Origin of the sequence: Amnibacterium flavum (genome assembly GCF_003097495.1) — a bacterium.
Lineage (GTDB): Bacteria > Actinomycetota > Actinomycetes > Actinomycetales > Microbacteriaceae > Naasia > Naasia flava.
The window spans coordinates 796,765-817,859 of sequence record NZ_QEOP01000002.1 but is presented as its reverse complement, the minus strand read 5'-3'; the positions used below and the strand labels follow the sequence as shown (position 1 = coordinate 817,859).

Below are 21,095 nucleotides of genomic sequence, written 5' to 3'. Positions count from 1 at the left end.
CCGGAACAACGAAAGGGACGCCCCGAGGGGCGTCCCTTTCCGTGTCCGCTCGAGCGTCAGGCCTGGGCGGTGCGCTCCCGTGCCACCGCGGCCAGAACCCCGTGCACGAATCCGGCGGAGTCGTCGGTGCTCAGCTCCTTCGCCAGCTCCACCGCCTCGTCGATGGCGACACCGGCGGGGATCTCGTCGTTGAAGACGAGCTCCCACACGCCGATGCGCAGCAGCGCGCGGTCGACGGCGGGCATCCGGGCGAGTGTCCACCCCTGCGCGTTGCCGGAGATGAGTCCGTCGATCTCGGCGGCGTGGTCGCCCACTCCGTCGACGATGTCGCGCGCATACAACCAGCTGGCCTCGCGCGCGGGCTCCCCTGCAGCGCGTGCCGCCTCGGCGGAGAGGAGCTCCGCGACCGGGGTCTGGCGCACATCGGCCGCGTAGAGCAGGTCGAGCGCGCGCTTGCGAGCCTTCGAACGTGCGCTCACGTCAGTCGTTCACACGGCCGAGGTAGTCGCCCGTGCGGGTGTCGACCTTGACCTTCGTGCCCATGCCGACGAACAGCGGGACCTGGATCTCGTAGCCGGTCTCGACGGTTGCGGGCTTGGTGCCGGCGTTCGAGCGGTCGCCCTGGACACCGGGCTCGGTGTAGGTGATCTCGAGCACGACGGATGCGGGGAGCTCGACGTAGAGCGGGTTGCCGTTGTTGAGGGCGACCGTCGCGTTCTGGTTCTCGAGCAGGAAGTTGGCGGCGTCGCCGACGACGGTCGCGGGGATCGAGACCTGGTCGTAATCGCTGGTGTCCATGAAGACGAACGCGTCGCCGTCACGGTAGAGGTACTGGTAGTCGCGGCGGTCGACGTTCTCGACGTCGATCTTGGCGCCCGCGTTGTAGGTGCGGTCGACGACCTTGCCGGTGACGACGTTCTTGAGCTTGGTGCGCACGAATGCACCGCCCTTGCCGGGCTTGACGTGCTGGAACTCGATGACGTTCCAGAGCTGGCCGTCGATGTTGAGCACCACGCCGTTGCGGATGTCAGAGGTTGAGGCCATGAGCCTGCGCCCTTCGATTGGGAAGCATGAATAGCGGGCGTCCTTCTCGGAACGCCCCCAGAAGTGTACGCGAAAGCGACTCCCGTGGATCAGGAGCGGCGCAGCAGCGCCTGCAGCGCGAGCCGGTACGACTCGACCCCGAACCCGGCGATGACCCCCGTCGCGACGCCGGAGACGACACTGGTGTGCCGGAACTCCTCTCGCGCGTGCGGGTTGGACAGGTGGATCTCGACGACGGGGACGCCGCCCTTCGTGACGAGCGACACGGCGTCGCGCAGCGCGTACGAGTAGTGGGTGAACGCCGCCGGGTTGAGGATCACGGGAGAGGAGGTGTCGAGCGCCTCGTGCAGCCAGCCGATGATGGTGCCCTCGTCGTCCGTCTGGCGGAGCTCGATGCTCACGCCGTCGGGGGCGTCCGCCTCGAGCGCCGTCGTCACATCGGCGAGGGTGAGCGAACCGTAGACATCGGGCTCGCGCGTGCCGAGCCTTCCGAGGTTGGGTCCGTTGAGCACCAGCACGCGAGTCATGCCTGCCAACCTATCGCCTGAGCGGCCGATCAGCCCGCGGCGGGCAGCGTCACGGTCGTGCTGGCCGGCGATCGCCAACCGGCCACCGACTCGGTCGCCTTGATGCGGTAGTAGTAGGTCGAACCGGGCCGCAGAGAGCAGGTGAGGTCGGAGGTGTCGAGCTTCGCCCCTGTGGCGCAGCCGAGCGACACCGACGGAGTCGGGTTCTGCTTCGAGACCGTCGGGTAGATGACCGTCGAGCTCCACGAGCCCTGCTTGGCGGAGACGATCTGGCTCCAGGTGCTGCCCGAGCAGACGACCTTCTCGACGTTCACGATGACGCAGCCGGTGCTCCACGGCTTCGGTACCGACACGGTCACGGCGCCCGTGATGTCGATGCGCTGAAGGGTGTCCGACGCGCCGCTGACGCCGGGCACGTCCTGATGGTTCGACGCGCCGCTGGCGAGGAAGCACCAGACCGTCCCGTCGGCGGTCTTCCGACCGCACCACTTGCCGAGCAGACCCGATTCGACGTCGGACCAGGCGATGCCCGATGCTTTGCTCGGGGTCGATGCGGTGGTGTCGGAACCCGTCGTCCAGCAGTACATGACGCCGGCCGTCGTGACGGCGCAGGCACCGGGATCGCCGACCGACACATCCCGGGCGTTCGAGATGCTGGTGTTGAGTCGGAAGCTGGCGGTCACACCCTTCCAGCAGGTCACCTTGCCGGCGGTCGTGACGGCGCAGTACTGCTCCCCCATGCCGGAGATCTGAGTCGCACCGCTCAGCAGTTTGGTGGGGCTGGTGCCGAGACCCCAGCAGTAGACGTCGGTGCCCTTGAGAGCACAGGAGGTCTGATCGTTGGCGACGATCTGCGTCACAGCCCCGGATCCCGGGAGCGGCACGAGGCGCGGGTAGGCGCTGTACGCGGTGGTCGCTCTGGCAACGCCGATCTGCCCCTGCGGGTTCTGTCCCCAGCAGTACGGGAGTCCGTCGCTGACGGCGCACACGTGGGTCCCGTGCGAGAGCGAGATGTCGGTGACGGTGTCGCCGAGCAGCGTGATGGTCTCGGGTGTCCAGTGCACGGCTCCGTCGTCGGCGTATCCGGTCCCCATGAGCGAGCTGACGCCCATGCAGCGGGCCGAGCCGATCTGCTTGGTCGCGTCGGTTCCGACGATCACGCACATGGCGTAGTTGTGTGCGACGACCTTGACCATCGACTTGACGGCACCCGCCGGGTGCTCGATGAGCTTGGCGGCATCGGGGGCACCCCGAGTGCCGCTCGTGCCATCGCCCAGCTGGCCGCTCGCCCCGGTTCCCCAGCAGGTGATGCCGGATCCGGCTTTGCCGTCGATGGTCGCGGCGATGACGACGCAACTCACGACGCCTCCGCGAACGATGTGCTGCAATGTGCCGGTCACTGCCACCGAGGTCGGTGTCGCGACGATCGTGTCGGCGGACGAGATCTGCTTGTTGGAGTTCGACCCCCAGCACTTGGCCGTCGAGTCGGCCAGCCGCACGCAGCCGCCGCCGTCGGACATCGAGATGCTCTGGATGGAACCCGCGGTCGTCACCGAGGTGGTGACCGCCGTGCTGGAGGAGGCGGAGGCCGGAGCGGCCAGCTGCGACAGGGTGTTCTCGCCCCAGCAGGAGATCGTCGTGGCGGCCGCCGAACAGGTCTGATACGGGCCGGCAGCGAGTGCCTGCTGACCCCCGAGACCGGTGACGCGGGTCACGGCCATGCTGTCGGCTTCGGAGGCTCCCTGGACGGTGCCGTTACCGCGCTGTCCGAGCTTGTTGGCCCCGACGCAGTAGACGGCTCCCTCGCTCAGCACGCAGGTGTGGTTGACGCCCATGGCGACGGCGCTGATCGGCAGGTCGCCGAGCGCGCCGGCCCGGACCGCCGTCAGCTGGTTGTTCGCGTTGCCCGTGGCGAGCTGTCCGCGGTCGCCGCGGCCCCAGCACCACATCTCCTCGAGCACGACGCAGGCGCTGTCGTAACCGACGGAGAGGATCTGCGGGACCTGGCCGGTCGGCAGTCCCTGCACGCGCACGGGCGTGCTGCGGTCGGTGCGGGTGTTGTCACCGAGCTGGCCGAAGTCGTTCCTGCCCCAGCAGTAGACCGCGTCGCCGTTGACGGCGCAGCCGAACCGGTCGCCGACGGCCACGGTCGCGACCTCGGAGAGGCCGCCGCCGACGCTGACCGGGGTCGCGCTGGCGTTGGTGCTGCCGTTGCCGAGCTGGCCGCGACTGCCTGCGCCCCAGCAGGAGAGGCCGCGGAATGCGTTGATGGCGCACACCGCGCTCTCGGCGGTGGGCCCCACGGCGAGCGTCTGGTTGATCATCTTGGTCGCGGCGCTCTTGCCCGCGTCGGGCGTGCTCGTGCCGGTTCCGGAGTACACCGTGACGGGATTCGCGAACTCCGCGGTCGACGACCGCTCGAGCAGGTAGCTGACGGCGCGGTCGCCGAGCTGCGAGTTGCGCAGAGGAGAGTCGGCGGCGAGCCCGTTCCAGCTGGCCGATGCGTAGATGTTCGCGGAGGTGCGCTGGACCGCGAGGCCCGTCGGCGACGCGATCGAGGCGGAGGAAGCCGAGGCGGCGTTGTTCTGGGCGTCGGTGAAGTACGCACCGGTGCTGCCGATGCCGATGGGGATCATGACCACGAGGGCGAGCGCTGCGAAGCCCGCGCGGCGCAGCCAGGTGCGCCGGCGCTGCTGCGCGGATGAGCGTGCGAATCGAGCCATCAGGCCGTGGGTCCCCTACCGAGATCTGTCAGCCAGGACTCCCCTGTGCGCGTGCAGCGCAGGTCCTGGTCGTTTCACGGTAGCGACGGCGCGCCGCCCGCGCACCGGCCCGCCACGGGCAGGAGCGCGAAATGTTCGCGCTACGAAGCTATCTCCTGGTAGGCGGCGAAAAGCAGCTGATCCTCGGGGCCTTGGAGCACCGTCGGCTTGCCGATGCCGTCGAGCACGATGAAGCGGAGGAGCGCACCGCGGGCCTTCTTGTCGCGGCGCATCGTCGCCAGCAGAGTGCCCCAACGCCCGACCGGGTAGTCGATCGGAAGACTCAACGAACTGAGGATGCTGCGGTGCCGATCGACCGCGGCGTCGTCGAGTCGACCGACGAGGCGCGCCAGCTCCGCCGCGTAGACCATGCCGATCGAGATCGCCGCTCCGTGCCGCCACTGGTACCGCTCGGCGTGCTCGATGGCGTGTCCGAGCGTGTGCCCGTAGTTGAGGATCTCGCGTCGCCCGGCCTCGCGGAAGTCCTCGGACACGACTTCGGCCTTGAGCTGGATCGCGAGCTCGACGACGCGGCGGAACTCGGGCGTCGTCGGGTCGGTGACCCGCTCGGGGTCGGCTTCGATGATGTCGAGTATCTCGGGAACCGCGATGAAGCCGCACTTGGCGATCTCGGCGAACCCGGCGAGGATCTCGTTGCGCGGCAGGGTGTCGAGCAGGTCGAGATCGGCGACGACGGCGGACGGGGCGTAGAACGACCCGACGAGGTTCTTGCCCTCGGCCGTGTTGATGCCGGTCTTCCCGCCGACGGCCGCGTCGACCATGCCCAGGACCGAGGTCGGCATCTGCACGAGCGTCACGCCGCGCAGCCAGGTGGCCGCAACGAAACCCGCGACATCGGTCGTCGAGCCTCCCCCGAGGCCGATGACGGCGTCGGAACGGGTGAAGTCGGACTGCCCGAGGATCTGCCAGCAGAATGCGGCGACCTCGACGCGCTTGGCCCCCTCGCCGTCGGGGATCTCCGCGAGCAGCACCTGGTAGCGCTCGCCGAGCTTCTGTCGCAGCCGCTCCGCCTTCGCGCCGAGCGTGGGCGGGTGGACGATGAGCACCTTGCTGACGCCCGTGCCGAGGGCGTACACGACGGCATCGTCGAGGCCCCGGCCGACGAGGACGTCGTAACCGCCGCCCGCACCGTCTCCGCCGACGGGGATCCGGGTGAGGTCGGTCATGATTCCTCCTCAATGAGCCAGTCGATGACCCGCTGCGCGACGACATCCATGGGGGTGTGCGACGTGTCGAAAGTGGCGTCGGCGAGTGCCTCGTAGACCGGGCGACGCTGTTCGACCAGCGCGCTCCAGGCGGCGACTCCTCCAGCTGCGAGCAGTGGCCGTTTGGCACCCGCGATGCGAGGTCCGACCGCCTCGGGCGAGACGGTGAGCAGGACGACGGTGTGCTCACCGAGGTCGGCCTGGGTCCGCGGGTCCAGCACGGCTCCCCCGCCCAGCGAGACGACGCCCGAGGTGGTGAGGGCAGCGGCGACCGCGTCGCGCTCGAGTCGGCGGAAGTGGGCCTCCCCGTGCTCGGAGAAGATCGCCGCGATCTCACCGTGTTCGGCCACGATCGCCTTGTCGGTGTCGGTGAAGGGCAGTCCGAGGGCGCGGGAGACGCGCTTGGCGACCTTGGTCTTGCCTGCTCCCGGCGGCCCGATCAGGACCAGTCGCGGCCGCGGGTCAGGCATTCAGCTCGGCCGCGGTGCGCAGGGTCTCGGGGATCGACGACAGGTAGCTCTCGACATTGCGACGGGTCTCCGCGACGGAGTCGCCCCCGAACTTCTCGAGCATCGCGCCCGCGAGCACGATCGCCGTCATCGCCTCGGCGACGACGCCCGCGGCGGGGACGGCGCAGACGTCGGAGCGCTGGTGGTGCGCCGACGCGACCTCGCCGCTGGAGACGTCGATGGTGCGCAGAGCGCGGGGCACGGTCGAGATGGGCTTCATGCCCGCGCTCACCCGGAGGACCGTCCCGGTCGTCATGCCGCCCTCGATGCCGCCCGCACGGGCGGTGAGGCGGGAGATGCCGTCAGGTCCCGGCACGAGCTCGTCGTGCGCCTCGGAACCGCGCCGGGTGGTCGTCACGAATCCGTCGCCGACCTCGACGCCCTTGATCGCCTGGATGCCCATGAGCGCTCCGGCCAGTTGAGCGTCGAGACGACGGTCGCCGTGGACGTAGGAGCCGACTCCGGGCGGGAGCCCGTAGGCGAGGACTTCGACGACTCCGCCGAGGGTGTCGCCGGCGCGCTTCGCGTCGTCGATCTCGGCGACCATGCGCTCGCTCGTCGCGGGGTCGAAGCAACGCAGCGGATCGGCGTCGATCGCGGCGAGATCGGACGGGTGCGGGAGTGGAGATCCCTCGGGCACGCGGACGGGACCGATCGACAGGGTGTGGCTGATGAGCTCGACGCCGAGCTCCAGCAGGAACGAGCGGGCCACGGCCCCGAGTGCGACGCGCGCCGCGGTCTCGCGCGCGCTGGCCCGCTCCAGAACGGGGCGCGCCTCGTCGAATCCGTACTTCTGCATGCCGGTGAGGTCGGCGTGCCCGGGGCGGGGACGGGTCAGCGGCGCACCGCGACCGCGCGACTTCTCGGTCAGCTCGACGGGCTCGGAGCTCATCACCTCGGCCCACTTGGGCCACTCGGTGTTGCCGATGCGGAGCGCGATGGGGCTTCCGATGCTGAGGCCGTGGATGACGCCCCCGGACACCGCCAGCTCGTCCTCCTCGAACTTCTGCCGCGAGCCCCGACCGTAACCCAGCTTTCGCCGTGCCAGATCGGTGCGGATGAGGTCGAGTGTGACGGGGGTCCCGGCGGGGAGCCCTTCGAGGATCGCGACCAGCTCGGGTCCGTGCGATTCCCCGGCGGTGAGCCAACGAAGCATGGTCACGATCTTCCCACAGCGGCGAGCATCGCCCGGAGCACCGCCTCCTCGCGCTCGAGCGGGACGGCAGGGGAACCGCCGACGAACGCGCGCACCTGGAGCAGAGCCTGACGGACGAGCATGTCGACCCCGTCGGTCACGCGGCCGGCCCCGCCGGCGTCCGTCCACTGCTGCGCGAGGGTGCTGAGTCGGTCGCCGTACGCCGCGTCGAAGAGCGCAGCGGACGTGGCGACGCCCGGGAGAGAGATCCCGGCGGCGGCGGGCAGCGTGCTCACGACGAGGTCGGCCCCAGGCCAGTCGGCGAAGTCGAGTCCCGAGCCGCGCGACTCGAGTCCCTGGGAGACGGCGAAAACCACGGCCGCGTCGACGTTCGCCGGGGTGCGTCCGGCGATCATCACGAACCTCGCACCGAGACGGGCCAGCGCGAGCAAGGCCGAACGCGCGGTGGCCCCCGTGCCCAGCAGCACAACGTCGTCGACGGAGCCGACCCCGTTAGCGCGGAGGGCGCCGACGATGCCCTCGACATCGGTGTTCCAGAGCGACGGACCGCCCTCGTCGAAGACGACCGTGTTGCCCGCCCCCGCGATGCGGGAGGTGTCGTCCATTCGCGCGGCGACCGGAAGGGCCGCTTCCTTCAGCGGCATCGTCAGCGACAGCCCTCGCCACTCCGGTCCGAGTCCGCGCACGAGATCCCCCAGCGCGTCGGCACCGACCTCGATGCGCTCGTAGCGCCAGTCGAGCCCCAGGACCTCGTACGCGGCGGAGTGCAGCAGCGGGGAACGCGAGTGGGCGATCGGTGACCCGAGGACCGCCAGCCTGTGCTGCGCCGTCACTGGTATTCCGGGTGCTCGTCCATCCAGTTCAGCCACTGGTCGACCGCGACCTCGTGCTCGTCCACCGTCTCGGAGAAGACGGTCTCTCCGGAGTCGAGGTTGACGGTGACGAAGAACAGCCAGGGCCCGTCGGCCGGGTGGAGAGCTGCGTCGATGGCGAGGTCGCCCGGGTTCGAGATCGGCCCGACCGGCAGCCCCTCGTGGACGTAGGTGTTGTAGGGGTTGTTCCCGTCGGCCCGCTCGTCATCGGTCGTCGCGACCCGATGGGTGTTACCCGTGCCGTAGGCGACGGTCGCGTCCGACTGCAGGAGCATTCCCTGGTCGAGACGGTTGAGGAAGACCCGCGACACCTTGTAGTAGTCGTCGCGCAGGCCCGCCTCCTTCTGGATGAGCGAGGCGAGCACCACGGTGCGCCACCTGTTCTCGGGCGCGACGCCGGCTTCGTCGAGGGCCTGGAACGAGCGGTTGACCATCGCCTGGAGCGCGTCGTGCGGGCTCGTCCCGGGATCGAACTGGTAGGTCGCGGGGAAGATGAAGCCCTCGAGGCTCGTCGCCTCGGCGGGGAGACCGTACGAGCCGTAGTCGGCGGCCGCGGCCTGGACCTCCTCGACGGGGACCTGCAGGGCTGCGGCCAGGAGCGACAGGGCCGTGCTGAGGGTCTCGCCCTCGGGCAGCACGACCTGGTTCTCGATCTTGTTCGCCGGGTCGAGGAGCGCGTCGAGAGCCGATTGCGCGCTCATCTTGAGCTTGACCTTGTAGGCCCCGGGCTGGAAGCCGGGGTCGGTCTCCTGGACCAGGAGCAGCTGGTAGAACGCGTCGAAGGTCTTCGTGACCCCCGCGGCGACGAGGGTCTTCGCGACGTCCTCGCCGATGTCGCCGTCGCGGATGACGACGACGACGTCGCCCTCACCGCTGCCGGTGTAGTCGAGCTCTTCGGGACCGGCGAGAAGCGCCTCGAGACGCGTCGGCCAGTCGGGCATGATGAGGAACGCCGCGGCGGTGCCGCCGCCGCCGATCACGATGAGGGTGATGAGCGGGGTCAGCACCCAGGGCAGCCACCGGCGCTTCTTGCGCGGACGGTCGCCGTCGAATCCGTAGATCGGCAGGTCGGTCTGCCCCGAACCGCGACCCGGATCAGCGGACGCGCGGGCGGCCTCCTGCTCGCGGAGCTCGCGCCGCGACGACGCCTGGATCTCGGGAGCGGCCTCGCGTTCGCGCGCACCCTCATCCCCCAGCAGTTCCGACCAGGTGGGCGGGACGACGGTCGCGCGGTCATCGTCGTATCCGCGCTGGGGAGGAGTCTCGGGGGGCACAGGCAACTCTCAGTCGTGCTCGGCGAGCTGGCCGGGAAGCGCTCCCCCGGCGCGCTCGGAGTCGAGGGCGTGTTGCAGAAGTATAACGGCGGCGACCTGGTCGACCACGGAACGGGAGCGCCGCGAGTTGCGACCGACACCGTGCAGCGCGGCCTGCGCCGTGACCGTGCTGAGACGCTCGTCGATCAGCCGGACGGGGAGCTCGGACGCACCGGCGAGGGCGCGCGCGACGTCCCGCGCATCGGCGGTCGACGCGGTGTCGGCGCCCGACAGCGACATCGGCAGTCCGACGACGATCTCGATCGCGTCGCGGTCCACCGCCTCGGCGATGATCCGAGCGATCACGGGGCCGACGTCGTCGCCGCGCTGGATCGTCTCGACCGGGGATGCGAGGAATCCCGAGGGATCCGACGCGGCGAGTCCGACCCTGACGCGTCCGACGTCGACGCCGATGCGGACGCCGTGCCGCACGTCAGCTCCGAAGGGCCGCGACGACCGCGTCGAGGGCGGCGGGGATGGCCGACAGGTCGGAACCACCGCCCTGAGCGATGTCGTCCTTGCCGCCGCCGCCACCGCCGAGAACCGACGCCGCCGCTTTCGCCAGCACGCCGGCCTTGGCACCCGCCTCACGGGCACCCGGCGTCGTCGCGACGATCACCGAGGGCTTGCCCGCCACATCGGCCGCGAGGGCCACGACGGTTCGACCGCCGAGACGCTCGCGCACGGTGGTCGCGAGTGCGCGCAGCTCGTCTCCGCTGCGGACCGATCCGATCTGCTGGGCGACGACGGTGAGCTCGCCCACCGTGCCGGCCGATGCCACGAGCGCGGGGACCCGACTCGACAGCGCCTGCTGCTCGAACTCGGCGATCCGCTTCTCGGCCGACTTGAGGCTCGCCAGCAGATCGGCGATGCGCGCAGGGATCTGATCACGCGGGGTCTTGAGCTCGTTCGTGAGCTGCGAGACGATGGCCCGCTCGGTCGCGAAGTCGCGGAAGGCGTCGGGCCCGACGAGGGACTCCACACGGCGGTTCGTCGATCCGACGGACGACTCGCCCACGAGGTTGATGAGCCCGATCTGCGCACTGGACCCCACGTGGGTTCCACCGCACAGCTCGCGGGACCACGGGCCCCCGATGTCCACCATGCGGACCGTGTCGCCGTACTTCTCGCCGAACAGCGCCATAGCGCCGAGGGCCTTCGCCTCGTCGAGCGGGATGACGCGCGTGACGACGTCGTAGTCCTGCTGGATGGCGTCGTTCGCGACGCCCTCGATCTCGCTGCGCGTCTCGGGCGACAGGGCCTTGTTCCAGCTGAAGTCGAGGCGCATGTACCCGGCCTTATTGTACGACCCGGACTGGTGGGCCTCGGGCCCGAGGACCTGCCTCAGGGCTGCGTGCACGAGGTGCGTGGCGGAGTGGGCCTGGGTCGCGCCGCGGCGCCAGACAGGATCGACGACGGTGGTGGCAGCATCGCCGACGGCGACCTCGCCCGAGCGCACGAGCACGCGGTGGGAGATCAGCCCCTTGACGGGTCGCTGGACGTCCTGGACCTCGAGCTCGAACCCGACCCCGAGGATGCTTCCGGCGTCGGCCTCCTGACCACCGGACTCGGGGTACAGCGAGGTCTCGGACAGGATGACCTCGACGGTGTCGCCGGCACGCGCGGAGTCGACGGAACCGCCGTCGCGCAGGATGCCGAGCACCCGGGCCTCGGCCTGCAGGTAGTCGTAGCCGCGGAACTCGGTCTCCCCGATCGCGCGGAACTGGCCGTACACGGAGAGGTCGGCGATCGCCTTCTTCTTCGACTTCGCGTCGGCCTTCGCGCGGGCGCGCTGCTCCGCCATGAGTCGGTCGAACGCGCCGCGATCGACGCTGAGGCCGGCCTCCTCCGCCATCTCGACCGTCAGGTCGATCGGGAACCCGTAGGTGTCGTGCAGCTGGAAGGCGGTGTCACCCGGCAGCTGGGACGCTCCCGCGCCCTTGGTGCGGCCGACGGCGACGTCGAGGATGGTGGTTCCGCCCGCGAGGGTGCGCAGGAAGGTCTCCTCCTCTCCGACGGCGGTGCGCTCGATCCGCGCGTAGTCGGTCTGCACCTCGGGGTAGGCGGTCCGCATCGCGTCGCGCGACGCCGCGAAGAGCGCGGGGAACGTCGGGTCCTCGACGCCGAGGAGACGCATCGCACGCACGGTGCGGCGCATGAGACGGCGGAGCACGTAGCCGCGCCCCTCGTTGCCCGGCGCGACGCCGTCGGCCATCAGCATGAGCGCACTGCGCACGTGGTCCGCGACGACCCGCATGCGGACGTCATCGCCGTGATCGGCGCCGTAACGGCGGCCCGAGAGCTCCGAGGCCAGGTCGAGGACGGGGCGCACCTGGTCGATCTCGTACAGGTTGTCGACACCCTGCTTGAGGAACGCGACGCGCTCGAGCCCCATGCCGGTGTCGATGTTCTTGCGCGGCAGGTCGCCCGCGATGTCGAAGTCGGTCTTCGACCGGACCTCGCTCAGCAGGTACTGCATGAAGACGAGGTTCCAGATCTCGATGTACCTGTCCTCGTCGGCTTCGGGCCCGCCCTCGATGCCGTAGCCGGGGCCGCGGTCGAAGTAGATCTCGGAGCAGGGGCCGCCCGGCCCCGGCTGGCCGGTGTTCCAGTAGTTGTCCGCCTTGCCGCGGTGCTGGATGCGGCTCGCGGGGACTCCCTGCTTGCGCCACAGGTCGAACGCGTCCTGGTCGTCCTCGTAGACGGTGACCCAGAGGTCCTTCTCGTCGAAACCGAGCCCGCCGGCGGACTCGGGAGTCGTCAGCAGCTCCCAGGCGTAGCCGATCGCGCCCTCTTTGAAGTAGTCGCCGAAGGAGAAGTTGCCGTTCATCTGGAAGAACGTGCCGTGCCGGGTGGTCTTGCCGACCTCTTCGATGTCGAGGGTGCGGATGCACTTCTGGACGCTCGTCGCCCTCGGGTACGGTGCCGGGACCACGCCGGTCAGGTACGGGATGAAGGGCACCATGCCCGCGACGGTGAACAGCAGCGACGGGTCGTCGCTGACGAGGGACGCCGACGGGACGATGGTGTGGCCGCGCTCACCGAAGAAGTCGAGCCAACGGCGGCGGATTTCGGCAGTCTGCATGGGACCTTGTCGATTCTTGAGTCCCGGAACGGAATGCGATGCACACCGCCCCGAGCACGGGTGACGTGTCGAGCGCGGCGACCGATCAGATCACCGCGGACCGCAAGGAGTCTACTTGCGCGGACCCTTGTCGGATTCTCCGATGGCGGCCCGGAGATCGGCCTGACGCTGGTGGTAGCTGTCCACGACGGTGGCGCGGAACTCGCTCGTGCGGGCATCCACGGCGTCGAAGAACGCCCTGCCCTGCGAAGTCGATGCGAAGCGTCGCGCTGCGAGGAAACCGATGCCCGCACCGGCGATGAGCCACAGGAGCTTCTTCATGGTCGTGCCCTTCGGATGCGAGGTGCGGAGATGTTCGTCGTGTGACGCGTCGGTCAAGCGTAGGCCGTGGCGACTACTTCGCGCGTGCCTTGCCCTTGACGACCTTCTCGGCCTTCTTCGCACCGCGCAGTCCGACGATGCCGGCCCGCACCGCGGCGCTGAAGCCGGCGAGCTTGATCAGTGGGCCGCCGACCGATGCGGCGAACAGAGCGACGAGGGCGGAGACGTTGCCGGACACCTCGGCGACGTTCGAGGTGATCGTGTCGACACGCGTCAGCTGGTGGTTCGCCTGCCTGATCGTCTCGGTCGTCTCGTCGAGGATCGGCGTGATGCCGTCAGTGGCCTCCTTGATGGATGCCGTCGTCTGATCGAGCACCTTCCCCAGCTTGAGCAGCGGCACTGCCAGCAGCGCCACCAGGATCGCGAACACACCCGCCGCGATCAGCCCCGCGATGTCTCCACCGGTCATGACGCCCACCTCCACAAAAGTCACTCAACCCTACCGACCCGTGCGGACGGGCGGTTCCGACGGACCCGCCGCCCGGAAACGCGAACTGCCCAGTTCGACGGTTCCGCGAGGCGGATTTCCAACCGAACTGGGCAGTTCACGGACTTACAGGAGCATCTGCGTTCGACCGTCCGTTCCCGGGATGGTCGGCTACCGCATGCGCGTACGGCCTGCGGCCTACGACAGCTCGCGCCCGTCGACTTCCGGAAGGCCCACCGGGCCTTCCGAAAGCCGCCGTGCTAGCGAGCTGCGTAGTACTCGACGACGAGCTGCACCTCAGCGGTCACGGGGACCTCTGCGCGCAGCGGACGACGGATGAGACGCGCCTGGAGCTTGTCGAGCTCGACCTCGAGGTAGCCCGGAACCTTGGGCAGGACCTCGGCGTGACCACCGGCAGCGGCGACCTGGAAGGGCTCGAGGCCCTCGCTGCGCTGCTTGACGTGGATCAGCTGACCCGGCTTCACACGGAACGACGGGCGGTCGACGAGCTGGCCGTCGACCTGGATGTGACGGTGCACGACGAGCTGGCGGGCCTGCGCGGTCGTGCGGGCGAAACCGGCGCGGAGCACGAGGGCGTCGAGACGCTGCTCGAGGAGCTCGACCAGGTTCTCACCGGTCAGGCCGTCGGTGCGGCGTGCCTCGTTGAAGACGCGGCGGAGCTGCTTCTCGCGGATGCCGTACTGCTCGCGCAGACGCTGCTTCTCGCGCAGACGGACCGCGTAGTCGGAATCGGCCTTGCGCTTGGTGCGGCCGTGCTCGCCGGGAGCGTAAGGACGCTTCTCCAGGTAGCGGGCGGCCTTCGGGGTGAGTGCGATGCCGAGGGCACGCGAGAGACGCACCTTGCGGCGGTCCTGTGACTTGGTAACCATGATTCCCTTCGAGAACATGAAGCAATGCACGCGTGAGCGTGCCGGGAAAAGAACTAGAGAGTGTCGCCACGGGATCGGCCGGCTACAGGCTTCGATCCCTCTTCCGTGTCCGTTGCGGAGCCGCTCGCTCGAGACTGGTTTCAGGCCGTCGGAAACTCTATCACGAGCCGTCCCCGCGCACGATGCGTCGCAGACGTTCGAGCCGCGCTGACACGTCGCGCTCGTAGCCGTTGCCCGTCGGTCGGTAGTAGTCGACCCCGCGGAGCTCGTCGGGCGGGTACTGCTGCGCCGCGACACCGTGCTCGTAGTCATGCGCGTACTTGTAGCCCTGGCCGTGTCCGAGGCGCTTGGCGCCCGGGTAGTGGGCGTCGCGCAGGTGTTTGGGTACGCGGCCCATCCGGCCCGCCTTGACATCGGCGATGGCTTTGTCGATGGCGGTGTAGGCCGCGTTGGACTTGGGTGCCGTGGCGAGGTAGATGACGGCTTCGGCGAGTGGGATGCGCCCTTCCGGCATGCCGATGAACTGGACTGCGTCTGCTGCGGCGATCGCGATGACGAGGGCCTGCGGGTCGGCCATTCCGACGTCCTCCGAGGCTGACACGATGATGCGGCGCGCGATGAAACGCGGATCCTCGCCGGCCTCGATCATGCGGGCCAGGTAGTGGATGGCGGCGTCGGCGTCGCTCCCCCGCACCGACTTGATGAACGCGCTGATGACGTCGTAGTGCTCGTCGCCCTGACGGTCGTAGCGCAGCAGTGCCCGGTCGACTGCGCGGGCGACCAGTTCGGCCGTGATGACGGGAAGGTCGCCGGTGGGAACGCTGTCGGCGGCAGGCGCCGCATCGAACGGCTCGTCGTCGTCGTCATCGTCGTCCTCGTCCTCGTCCAAGGCGAGGAGCCCGTCGACCTCGTCGAGATCCTCGATGTCGGTGGTGTCATCCCCCGTCTTGGCGATCGACACCGCCGAGAACGCGGCGGCCTCGAGCGCGGTGAGAGCGCGGCGGGCGTCGCCGGATGCCAGCCGGATCAGCGAGGCCCGGGCCTCGGGGTCGAGGACGACCTTGCCGTCGAGGCCGCGCTCGTCGGACACGGCGCGGTCGACGAGGAGCCCCAGGTCGTCATCGCTCAGGACCTGGAGGGTGAGGAGGAGTGAGCGGCTGAGCAGCGGCGAGATGACGGAGAACGACGGGTTCTCCGTGGTCGCGGCGACCAGGATCACCCATCCGTTCTCGACGCCCGGGAGCAGGGCGTCCTGCTGCGCCTTGGTGAAGCGGTGGATCTCGTCGAGGAAGAGGACCGTCGAGACGCCGTAGAGGTCGCGCTGCGACCTCGCCTCCTCCATGACCTGGCGCACATCCTTGACGCCGGCGGTCACCGCCGAGAGCTCGACGAAACGCCGACCGGAGCTGTGCGCGATCGCCTGAGCCAGCGTTGTCTTGCCCGTGCCCGGCGGGCCCCAGAGGATCACGGAGACGGCGCCGGACTCCCCCGTGACGTCGCCGGCGAGGGCGACGAGAGGGGAGCCGGGTCGGAGGAGGTGACGCTGGCCCGCGACCTCGTCGAGGCTGCGGGGCCGCATGCGGACCGCGAGAGGGGTGGCCCCTGATCGCAGACCCTGCTGACTCGTCACCGGCCAATCGTAGGCACTCGCCTCCGACATCGGGCGCCCCCGACGACTCGACGGCGCTCTCCGTCTCAGCCGCGCGGCACGACGCGGTCGGCCGCCGCCCTCGCCGTATGCTGGTCCGGCATCCGCGACCCGCGGAGCGGGGAGGACGACTGAAGTGGCATCCGGCAAGCGCGACGACCGCTTCGAGAGAGAGACGCGGCAGAGGCTGCGCGACTACCACGCGAAGCAGACCGTGCATGTCGAACAGGCCCGCCGTCGTCGCCGGGACAACATCGTCGCCGTGGTCGCCGTCGTCGTGGTCCTGGCGCTCGCGACCGTCGCCCAGCTGCTCTTCTTCTCCATCGGACCGGGCGTGCCCGAGCCGACCCCCACACCGACGCCGTCCGCATCGGCTTCCCCCGAGGCCGGCGCGAACACCGGCGACGTGCCGAGTGCCGACATCGCCGAGGGGCGCACCTGGACGGGCTCGCTGGTCCTGAACGGGGTCGATCTCGGCGTCTCGCTCGACGGCGCCACCGCTCCCCAGGCGGTCTCGGCCCTGATCAGCCTGGCCGACGAGGGCTTCTACGACGGCAAGACCTGTCATCGCCTCACCAACGGCGGCTTCTTCGTGCTGCAGTGCGGCTCGGTCAACGGCGACGGCACCGGCGACACAGGATTCCAGTACGGCCCGATCGAGAACGCGCCGGCCGACGATGTCTACCCCGCCGGAACCATCGCGATGGCGCGTCAGGGCGGCAACGCCTACAGCCAGAGCACGCAGTTCTTCATCGTCTACGAGGACACCACCATCCCCGCCGACGAGGCGGGCGGATACAGCGTGGTCGGAACGGTCACGAGCGGACTCGATCAGCTCGCCGCGCAGATCACCGACGCCGGGGTCGCGGACGGCTCGAACGACGGTGCACCCGCCGTCGCGACCACGATCGGCTCGTTCACCCTCCAGTGAGGCGTGCGGCCCGGCCGCGACGCGTTCGTCACGGTCCGGTAACCGGCCCGTGCTCTGCGGGGCGGGTGCAATAGGCTTGGCCGCGCGCCGGGGCGATTCGGCGTGCTCTTTTGCTCAACGGCTCTCTCGAGGAACATCGTGACCACCACCGACTCCGCACCATGGGGCCGCGTCGACCCCGACGGCAACGTCTACGTCCGCGAGGCTGAAGGCGAAAGGCTCGTCGGACAGTATCCCGACGCCACGCCCGAAGAGGCTCTCCAGTACTACGAGCGCAAGTTCCTGGACCTCGAAGGCCAGGTGAAGCTGCTCGAGCAGCGTTCGCGCGCCGGCGCCTCGGCGACCGATCTCGCCAAGGGTGTGCGCAAGCTCGCCGACACCGTTCGCACCGCCTCGGCGGTCGGCGACCTCGAGGGCCTGCTGGCACGTCTGAAGAAGCTCGACGAGGGCGTCGCCGACCTCACCGAGAAGCAGAGCGCTGAAGCCAAGGCCCAGCTCGAGAAGGCTGTGGCGGAGCGCGAGGAGCTGGTCGCCAAGGCCGAGGCGCTCGCGGCGACGGACCCCGCGACCACCCAGTGGAAGCAGACGACGACGAAGCTCGACGAGCTGTTCGCCCAGTGGCAGGCTGCCCAGCACGACGGTCCGCGTCTCCCGAAGTCGACCGCCGACGCCCTGTGGAAGCGTTTCCGCGCCGCCCGCTCGACGATCGACCACCACCGCCGAGCGTTCTTCGCCGAGCTCGACACGCAGCACCGTGAGGTGCGCACCCGCAAGGCCGAGCTCGTCGAACGGGCCGAGGCGCTCGCCCCCAAGGGCGCGCAGGGCATCCCCGCCTACCGCGACCTCCTCGACGACTGGAAGAACGCCGGCCGCGCGGGGAAGAAGCAGGACGACGCGCTCTGGGCGCGCTTCAAGGCCGCCGGGGACGCTCTCTTCGCCGCCAAGGCCGCGGTCGACGCCGTCGAGAACGAGGAGTACGCCGCGAACCTCGAGCAGAAGCTCGCGCTCCTCGACGAGGCGGAGCCGCTGCTCACCGCCACCGATCGCATCGCCGCGCGCGACAAGCTCACCGGCATCCAGCGTCGCTGGGACGAGATCGGCAAGGTGCCCAAGGAGCAGATGCGCACGGTCAGCGATCGCCTTCGCAAGGTGGAGCTCGCCGTGAAGGCGCTCGAGGACGAGCACTGGCAGCGCAACAACCCCGAGAAGAAGGCCCGCTCCGAGGGCCTCGCCGCGCAGCTCGAAGCCGCGATCGGCAAGCTCGAGTCCGAGCTGGCCACCGCGCGCGAAGCCGGTGACCAGCGCAAGATCGCCGAGGCGGAAGAGGCGCTCGCGGCTCGCCGCGTCTGGCTCGACGCTCTCGGCTGATCCCGGCGGGGCTCTCCCGGCGCTGACCCCGCGGTCCCGCCGCGGACTGCACAGCTGCGCTCGGCGGGGAGTTCTCCACAGACGGGCGGAACAGCGGACTGCATCGGACTGCACTGCGGCAGTCTTCGGTCATGGCTCTTCCGGCGGTACTGACCCCTCACGACTTCTCGTCCGCTGAACTGTGCGCTCTCCGGCTGGACGGCGACCTCTTCGCCGTCGGCGATGGCTATGTCTGCGCCGACACCTTCGAGGATGCCGCGGTGCGGATCGGTTCGATCGCCGACTCCCTGCGCGGCCCGCGGATCGCCGCACGTGAGACCGCATCCTGGGTCTTCGGAGCCACCGACGAGTGCCCGCGCCCCATCGAGGTGATCGTGCCGGCCGGCAAATCGCAGTCCACCGAAGCGATGCGCGGTGTCCGGGTGCGCGAATCGGTCCTCCGCGACGACGAGGTCATCGGCATCGGCGGCCTCCGCGTGACCTCGCCGCTCAGAACCGCGGTCGACCTCGTCCGGATGCGGAGCTACTCCCCCGCCACGGCGACGATGGTGGCCGCTCTGCTTCGGAACGAGGGCATCGGCACGGCAGCCGTTCTCGCCCTCTTGGCCGACCGCCGGTTCCAGAGGGAGCGAATCCGCGGCACCCGGAGGATCCTCGACCTGCCGATACCCGACTGATCGATCAGAACGAAGATGTCATCCCGCGGAGACCCGGTACACGTCGTAGACGGCGTCGATGCGCCGCACGGCGTTGAGCACCCGGTCGAGGTGGGTCGTATCGCCCATCTCGAACACGAAGCGACTGAGCGCGAGCCTGTCCGTCGATGTCGACACCGTTGCGGAGAGGATGTTGACGTGGTGCTCGGACAGCACCCGTGTGACGTCCGACAGCAGGCCCGCCCGATCGAGAGCCTCGACCTGGATCTGCACGAGGAAGACGCTCTTCGACGAGGGCGCCCACTCGACATCGATCATCCGCTCGGGCTGGGTGCGCAGCTCCTGCACGTTGTTGCAGTCGGTGCGGTGGACGGAGACACCCGAGCCGCGGGTGATGAAGCCCACGATGTCGTCGCCCGGGACGGGCGTGCAGCACTTGGCCAGCTTGACGAGGATGTCGGGCGCACCGCGCACGAGCACACCGGAGTCGCTGTTGCGCAATGGGCGGCGGGGCCGCGACGGCAGAGCCGGCTCGACCTCTTCGCTCTCCTCCTCGCCCTGAACGTTCGCGAGCACCTTCTCGATGACCGACTGGGTCGAGACGTGTCCCTCGCCGAGAGCCGCGTAGAGGGCAGATACGTCGTCGTAACGCATCTGGGCCGCCACCCCGGCGAACACGTCCTGGCTCATCAGGCGCTGGAGCGGCAGGTTCTGCTTGCGCATCGCCCGCGTGATCGCGTCCTTGCCCTGCTCGATCGCCTCGTCGCGGCGCTCCTTCGTGAACCACTGACGGATCTTGTTGCGCGCCCGAGGGCTCTTGACGAAGCTCAACCAGTCCTGGCTGGGCCCCGAGTCGGGGTTCTTCGAGGTGAAGATCTCGACGACGTCACCGCTCTGAAGAGAGCTCTCGAGCGGTACGAGCCGGCCGTTCACCTTGGCGCCCATGGTGCGGTGACCGATGTCGGTGTGCACCGCGTAGGCGAAGTCGACGGGCGTCGCCCCCGAGGGCAGGCCGATCACCCGACCCTTCGGCGTGAAGACGTAGACCTCCTTCGCTCCGATCTCGAAGCGGAGAGAGTCCAGGAACTCACCCGGGTCGGCGGTCTCCGCCTGCCAGTCGGACAGGTGGGCCAGCCAGGCCATGTCGGTCTCGTCCTGCGGAGCGGTCGCCACCTTCGACGAACCGCGGCCTCCCGCCATCCGCTCCTTGTACTTCCAGTGCGCGGCAACACCGAACTCGGCGCGCTGGTGCATCTCGTGGGTGCGGATCTGGATCTCGACGGGTCGACCGTCGGGACCGATGACAGTCGTGTGCAGCGACTGGTACAGGTTGAACTTGGGGGTGGCGATGTAGTCCTTGAAGCGGCCCGGCACGGGAGTCCAGCGCGCGTGGATCGCACCGAGCACGGCGTAGCAGTCGCGAACGGAGTCGACGAGCACACGGATGCCGACGAGGTCGTAGATCTCGTCGAAGTCGCGGCCGCGCACGATCATCTTCTGATAGATCGAGTAGTACTGCTTCGGTCGACCGGCGACCTTGCCCTTGATCTTCGCGACGCGCAGGTCGTCCTGGACCGCCTCGATGACCTCCTGCACGAATCCCTCGCGCTGAGGGGTGCGCTGACGGACGAGGCTCTCGATCTCGGCGTACAGCTTGGGGTAGAGCACCGCGAACGACAGGTCCTCGAGCTCGAGCTTGATGGCCTGGATTCCGAGACGATGCGCGAGGGGCGCGTAGATCTCGAGCGTCTCCTGCGCCTTGCGGGCGGCCCGCTCGTGCGAGACGAAGCCCCAGGTGCGGGCGTTGTGCAGCCGGTCCGCGAGCTTGATGACGAGCACCCGGATGTCCTTCGACATCGCGACGACCATCTTGCGGACCGTCTCGGCCTGCGCGCTGTCGCCGTACTTCAGCTTGTCGAGCTTGGTGACGCCGTCGACGAGCATAGCGACCTCGTCGCCGAACTCGCCGTGGATCTGCTCGAGGGTGTACCCGGTGTCCTCGACGGTGTCGTGCAGCAGCGCAGCGGCCACCGTCTTCGGCCCGATGCCGAGATCCGCGAGGATCTGCGCGACCGCCACGGGGTGGGTGATGTAGGGCTCGCCGCTGTCGCGCTTCTGACCGCGGTGCGCCTTCTCAGCGGCGGTGTAGGCCCGCTCGATGATCGACAGGTCGGCCTTGGGATGGTGGGTGCGCAGGGTGCGCAACAGCATCTCGACGGCGCCCTGCGGCTGTGCTCGCGAGAAGATGCGCGGCACGAGGCGCCGCAACGACGTGCTGGTCTGCTGGACCTCGGTCATCG

Annotated in this window: 19 protein-coding genes; 3 read left to right on the top strand and 16 right to left on the bottom strand. The window is 69.4% G+C overall.

Going from position 1 to position 21,095, the window contains the following annotated elements; translation table 11 throughout:
- Positions 1-56 precede the first annotated feature (56 nt).
- From nusB to DDQ50_RS11495, 15 genes are all read right to left on the bottom strand, one after another.
- Complete coding sequence (gene nusB / locus DDQ50_RS11565) at positions 57-479, bottom strand: transcription antitermination factor NusB (RefSeq protein ID WP_116756870.1); 423 nt, start codon at positions 477-479, stop codon at positions 57-59.
- Between the two features lies 1 nt (position 480).
- A complete protein-coding gene (efp, locus tag DDQ50_RS11560) occupies positions 481-1,044 on the bottom strand; it encodes an elongation factor P (protein ID WP_116756869.1) in 564 nt (187 codons plus the stop codon).
- Positions 1,045-1,133: 89 nt separating this feature from the next.
- A complete protein-coding gene (gene aroQ / locus DDQ50_RS11555; RefSeq protein ID WP_116757415.1) occupies positions 1,134-1,571 on the bottom strand; it encodes a type II 3-dehydroquinate dehydratase in 438 nt (145 codons plus the stop codon).
- 29 nt (positions 1,572-1,600) lie between these two features.
- Positions 1,601-4,294, bottom strand: coding sequence for an RCC1 domain-containing protein (locus DDQ50_RS11550; RefSeq protein WP_116756868.1), 2,694 nt, complete (start codon positions 4,292-4,294; stop codon positions 1,601-1,603).
- 140 nt (positions 4,295-4,434) lie between these two features.
- The gene (aroB, locus tag DDQ50_RS11545; protein ID WP_116756867.1) at positions 4,435-5,520 is read right to left on the bottom strand and encodes a 3-dehydroquinate synthase; all 1,086 of its coding nucleotides are present in this window, start codon (positions 5,518-5,520) and stop codon (positions 4,435-4,437) included.
- A complete protein-coding gene (locus tag DDQ50_RS11540) occupies positions 5,517-6,029 on the bottom strand; it encodes a shikimate kinase (protein WP_116756866.1) in 513 nt (170 codons plus the stop codon). Before DDQ50_RS11540 ends, aroB begins: the two co-directional genes overlap by 4 nt.
- Entirely contained in the window at positions 6,022-7,224 is a 1,203-nt protein-coding gene (gene aroC / locus DDQ50_RS11535; protein WP_116756865.1) for a chorismate synthase, read from the bottom strand. The genes DDQ50_RS11540 and aroC overlap by 8 nt, the downstream gene beginning before the upstream one ends.
- Positions 7,225-7,226: 2 nt before the next feature.
- The gene (locus tag DDQ50_RS11530; RefSeq protein ID WP_240614350.1) at positions 7,227-8,057 is read right to left on the bottom strand and encodes a shikimate dehydrogenase family protein; all 831 of its coding nucleotides are present in this window, start codon (positions 8,055-8,057) and stop codon (positions 7,227-7,229) included.
- A complete protein-coding gene (gene mltG, locus DDQ50_RS11525) occupies positions 8,054-9,370 on the bottom strand; it encodes an endolytic transglycosylase MltG (RefSeq protein ID WP_116756864.1) in 1,317 nt (438 codons plus the stop codon). Before mltG ends, DDQ50_RS11530 begins: the two co-directional genes overlap by 4 nt.
- Positions 9,371-9,379: 9 nt before the next feature.
- Positions 9,380-9,841, bottom strand: a complete 462-nt coding sequence (ruvX, locus tag DDQ50_RS11520; protein WP_116756863.1) for a Holliday junction resolvase RuvX — start codon at positions 9,839-9,841, stop codon at positions 9,380-9,382.
- Position 9,842: 1 nt separating this feature from the next.
- Entirely contained in the window at positions 9,843-12,494 is a 2,652-nt protein-coding gene (gene alaS / locus DDQ50_RS11515; RefSeq protein ID WP_116756862.1) for an alanine--tRNA ligase, read from the bottom strand.
- A 111-nt stretch (positions 12,495-12,605) separates the two neighbouring features.
- Complete coding sequence (locus tag DDQ50_RS11510; RefSeq protein ID WP_133245962.1) at positions 12,606-12,815, bottom strand: hypothetical protein; 210 nt, start codon at positions 12,813-12,815, stop codon at positions 12,606-12,608.
- Between the two features lie 73 nt (positions 12,816-12,888).
- Positions 12,889-13,284 (bottom strand): DUF948 domain-containing protein, encoded by a 396-nt coding sequence (locus DDQ50_RS11505; protein ID WP_116756860.1) that lies wholly within the window; start codon positions 13,282-13,284, stop codon positions 12,889-12,891.
- Positions 13,285-13,562: 278 nt separating this feature from the next.
- Complete coding sequence (rpsD, locus tag DDQ50_RS11500; protein WP_116756859.1) at positions 13,563-14,192, bottom strand: 30S ribosomal protein S4; 630 nt, start codon at positions 14,190-14,192, stop codon at positions 13,563-13,565.
- Between the two features lie 160 nt (positions 14,193-14,352).
- Positions 14,353-15,771: a replication-associated recombination protein A gene (locus DDQ50_RS11495; RefSeq protein ID WP_240614419.1), complete on the bottom strand. Its 1,419-nt coding sequence runs from the start codon at positions 15,769-15,771 to the stop codon at positions 14,353-14,355.
- Positions 15,772-15,976: 205 nt separating this feature from the next.
- Here DDQ50_RS11495 and DDQ50_RS11490 point away from each other — a divergent pair, with 205 nt between their 5' ends.
- The 3 genes from DDQ50_RS11490 (at position 15,977) to DDQ50_RS11480 (ending at position 18,816) form a co-directional block, all read left to right on the top strand.
- A complete protein-coding gene (locus DDQ50_RS11490; protein WP_116756857.1) occupies positions 15,977-16,771 on the top strand; it encodes a peptidylprolyl isomerase in 795 nt (264 codons plus the stop codon).
- A 138-nt stretch (positions 16,772-16,909) separates the two neighbouring features.
- Complete coding sequence (locus DDQ50_RS11485; RefSeq protein ID WP_116756856.1) at positions 16,910-18,139, top strand: DUF349 domain-containing protein; 1,230 nt, start codon at positions 16,910-16,912, stop codon at positions 18,137-18,139.
- Positions 18,140-18,270: 131 nt separating this feature from the next.
- Entirely contained in the window at positions 18,271-18,816 is a 546-nt protein-coding gene (locus tag DDQ50_RS11480) for a type IV toxin-antitoxin system AbiEi family antitoxin (protein ID WP_205663625.1), read from the top strand.
- An 18-nt stretch (positions 18,817-18,834) separates the two neighbouring features.
- Here the strand turns inward: DDQ50_RS11480 and DDQ50_RS11475 are convergent, their stop codons facing one another.
- Positions 18,835-21,093, bottom strand: a complete 2,259-nt coding sequence (locus DDQ50_RS11475; protein ID WP_116756855.1) for a RelA/SpoT family protein — start codon at positions 21,091-21,093, stop codon at positions 18,835-18,837.
- Positions 21,094-21,095: the final 2 nt, after the last annotated feature.

What these genes read in the sequence shown, in the direction of transcription:
- efp (WP_116756869.1), bottom strand. Translation starts at nt 1,044, where the DNA reads ATGGCCTCAACCTCTGACATCCGCAACGGCGTGGTGCTCAACATCGAC.
- aroQ (WP_116757415.1), bottom strand. Translation starts at nt 1,571, where the DNA reads ATGACTCGCGTGCTGGTGCTCAACGGACCCAACCTCGGAAGGCTCGGC.
- DDQ50_RS11550 (WP_116756868.1), bottom strand. Translation starts at nt 4,294, where the DNA reads ATGGCTCGATTCGCACGCTCATCCGCGCAGCAGCGCCGGCGCACCTGG.
- aroB (WP_116756867.1), bottom strand. Translation starts at nt 5,520, where the DNA reads ATGACCGACCTCACCCGGATCCCCGTCGGCGGAGACGGTGCGGGCGGC.
- DDQ50_RS11540 (WP_116756866.1), bottom strand. Translation starts at nt 6,029, where the DNA reads ATGCCTGACCCGCGGCCGCGACTGGTCCTGATCGGGCCGCCGGGAGCA.
- aroC (WP_116756865.1), bottom strand. Translation starts at nt 7,224, where the DNA reads ATGCTTCGTTGGCTCACCGCCGGGGAATCGCACGGACCCGAGCTGGTC.
- alaS (WP_116756862.1), bottom strand. Translation starts at nt 12,494, where the DNA reads ATGCAGACTGCCGAAATCCGCCGCCGTTGGCTCGACTTCTTCGGTGAG.
- DDQ50_RS11510 (WP_133245962.1), bottom strand. Translation starts at nt 12,815, where the DNA reads ATGAAGAAGCTCCTGTGGCTCATCGCCGGTGCGGGCATCGGTTTCCTC.
- DDQ50_RS11505 (WP_116756860.1), bottom strand. Translation starts at nt 13,284, where the DNA reads ATGACCGGTGGAGACATCGCGGGGCTGATCGCGGCGGGTGTGTTCGCG.
- rpsD (WP_116756859.1), bottom strand. Translation starts at nt 14,192, where the DNA reads ATGGTTACCAAGTCACAGGACCGCCGCAAGGTGCGTCTCTCGCGTGCC.
- DDQ50_RS11495 (WP_240614419.1), bottom strand. Translation starts at nt 15,771, where the DNA reads ATGCGGCCCCGCAGCCTCGACGAGGTCGCGGGCCAGCGTCACCTCCTC.
- DDQ50_RS11480 (WP_205663625.1), top strand. Translation starts at nt 18,271, where the DNA reads ATGGCTCTTCCGGCGGTACTGACCCCTCACGACTTCTCGTCCGCTGAA.
- DDQ50_RS11475 (WP_116756855.1), bottom strand. Translation starts at nt 21,093, where the DNA reads ATGACCGAGGTCCAGCAGACCAGCACGTCGTTGCGGCGCCTCGTGCCG.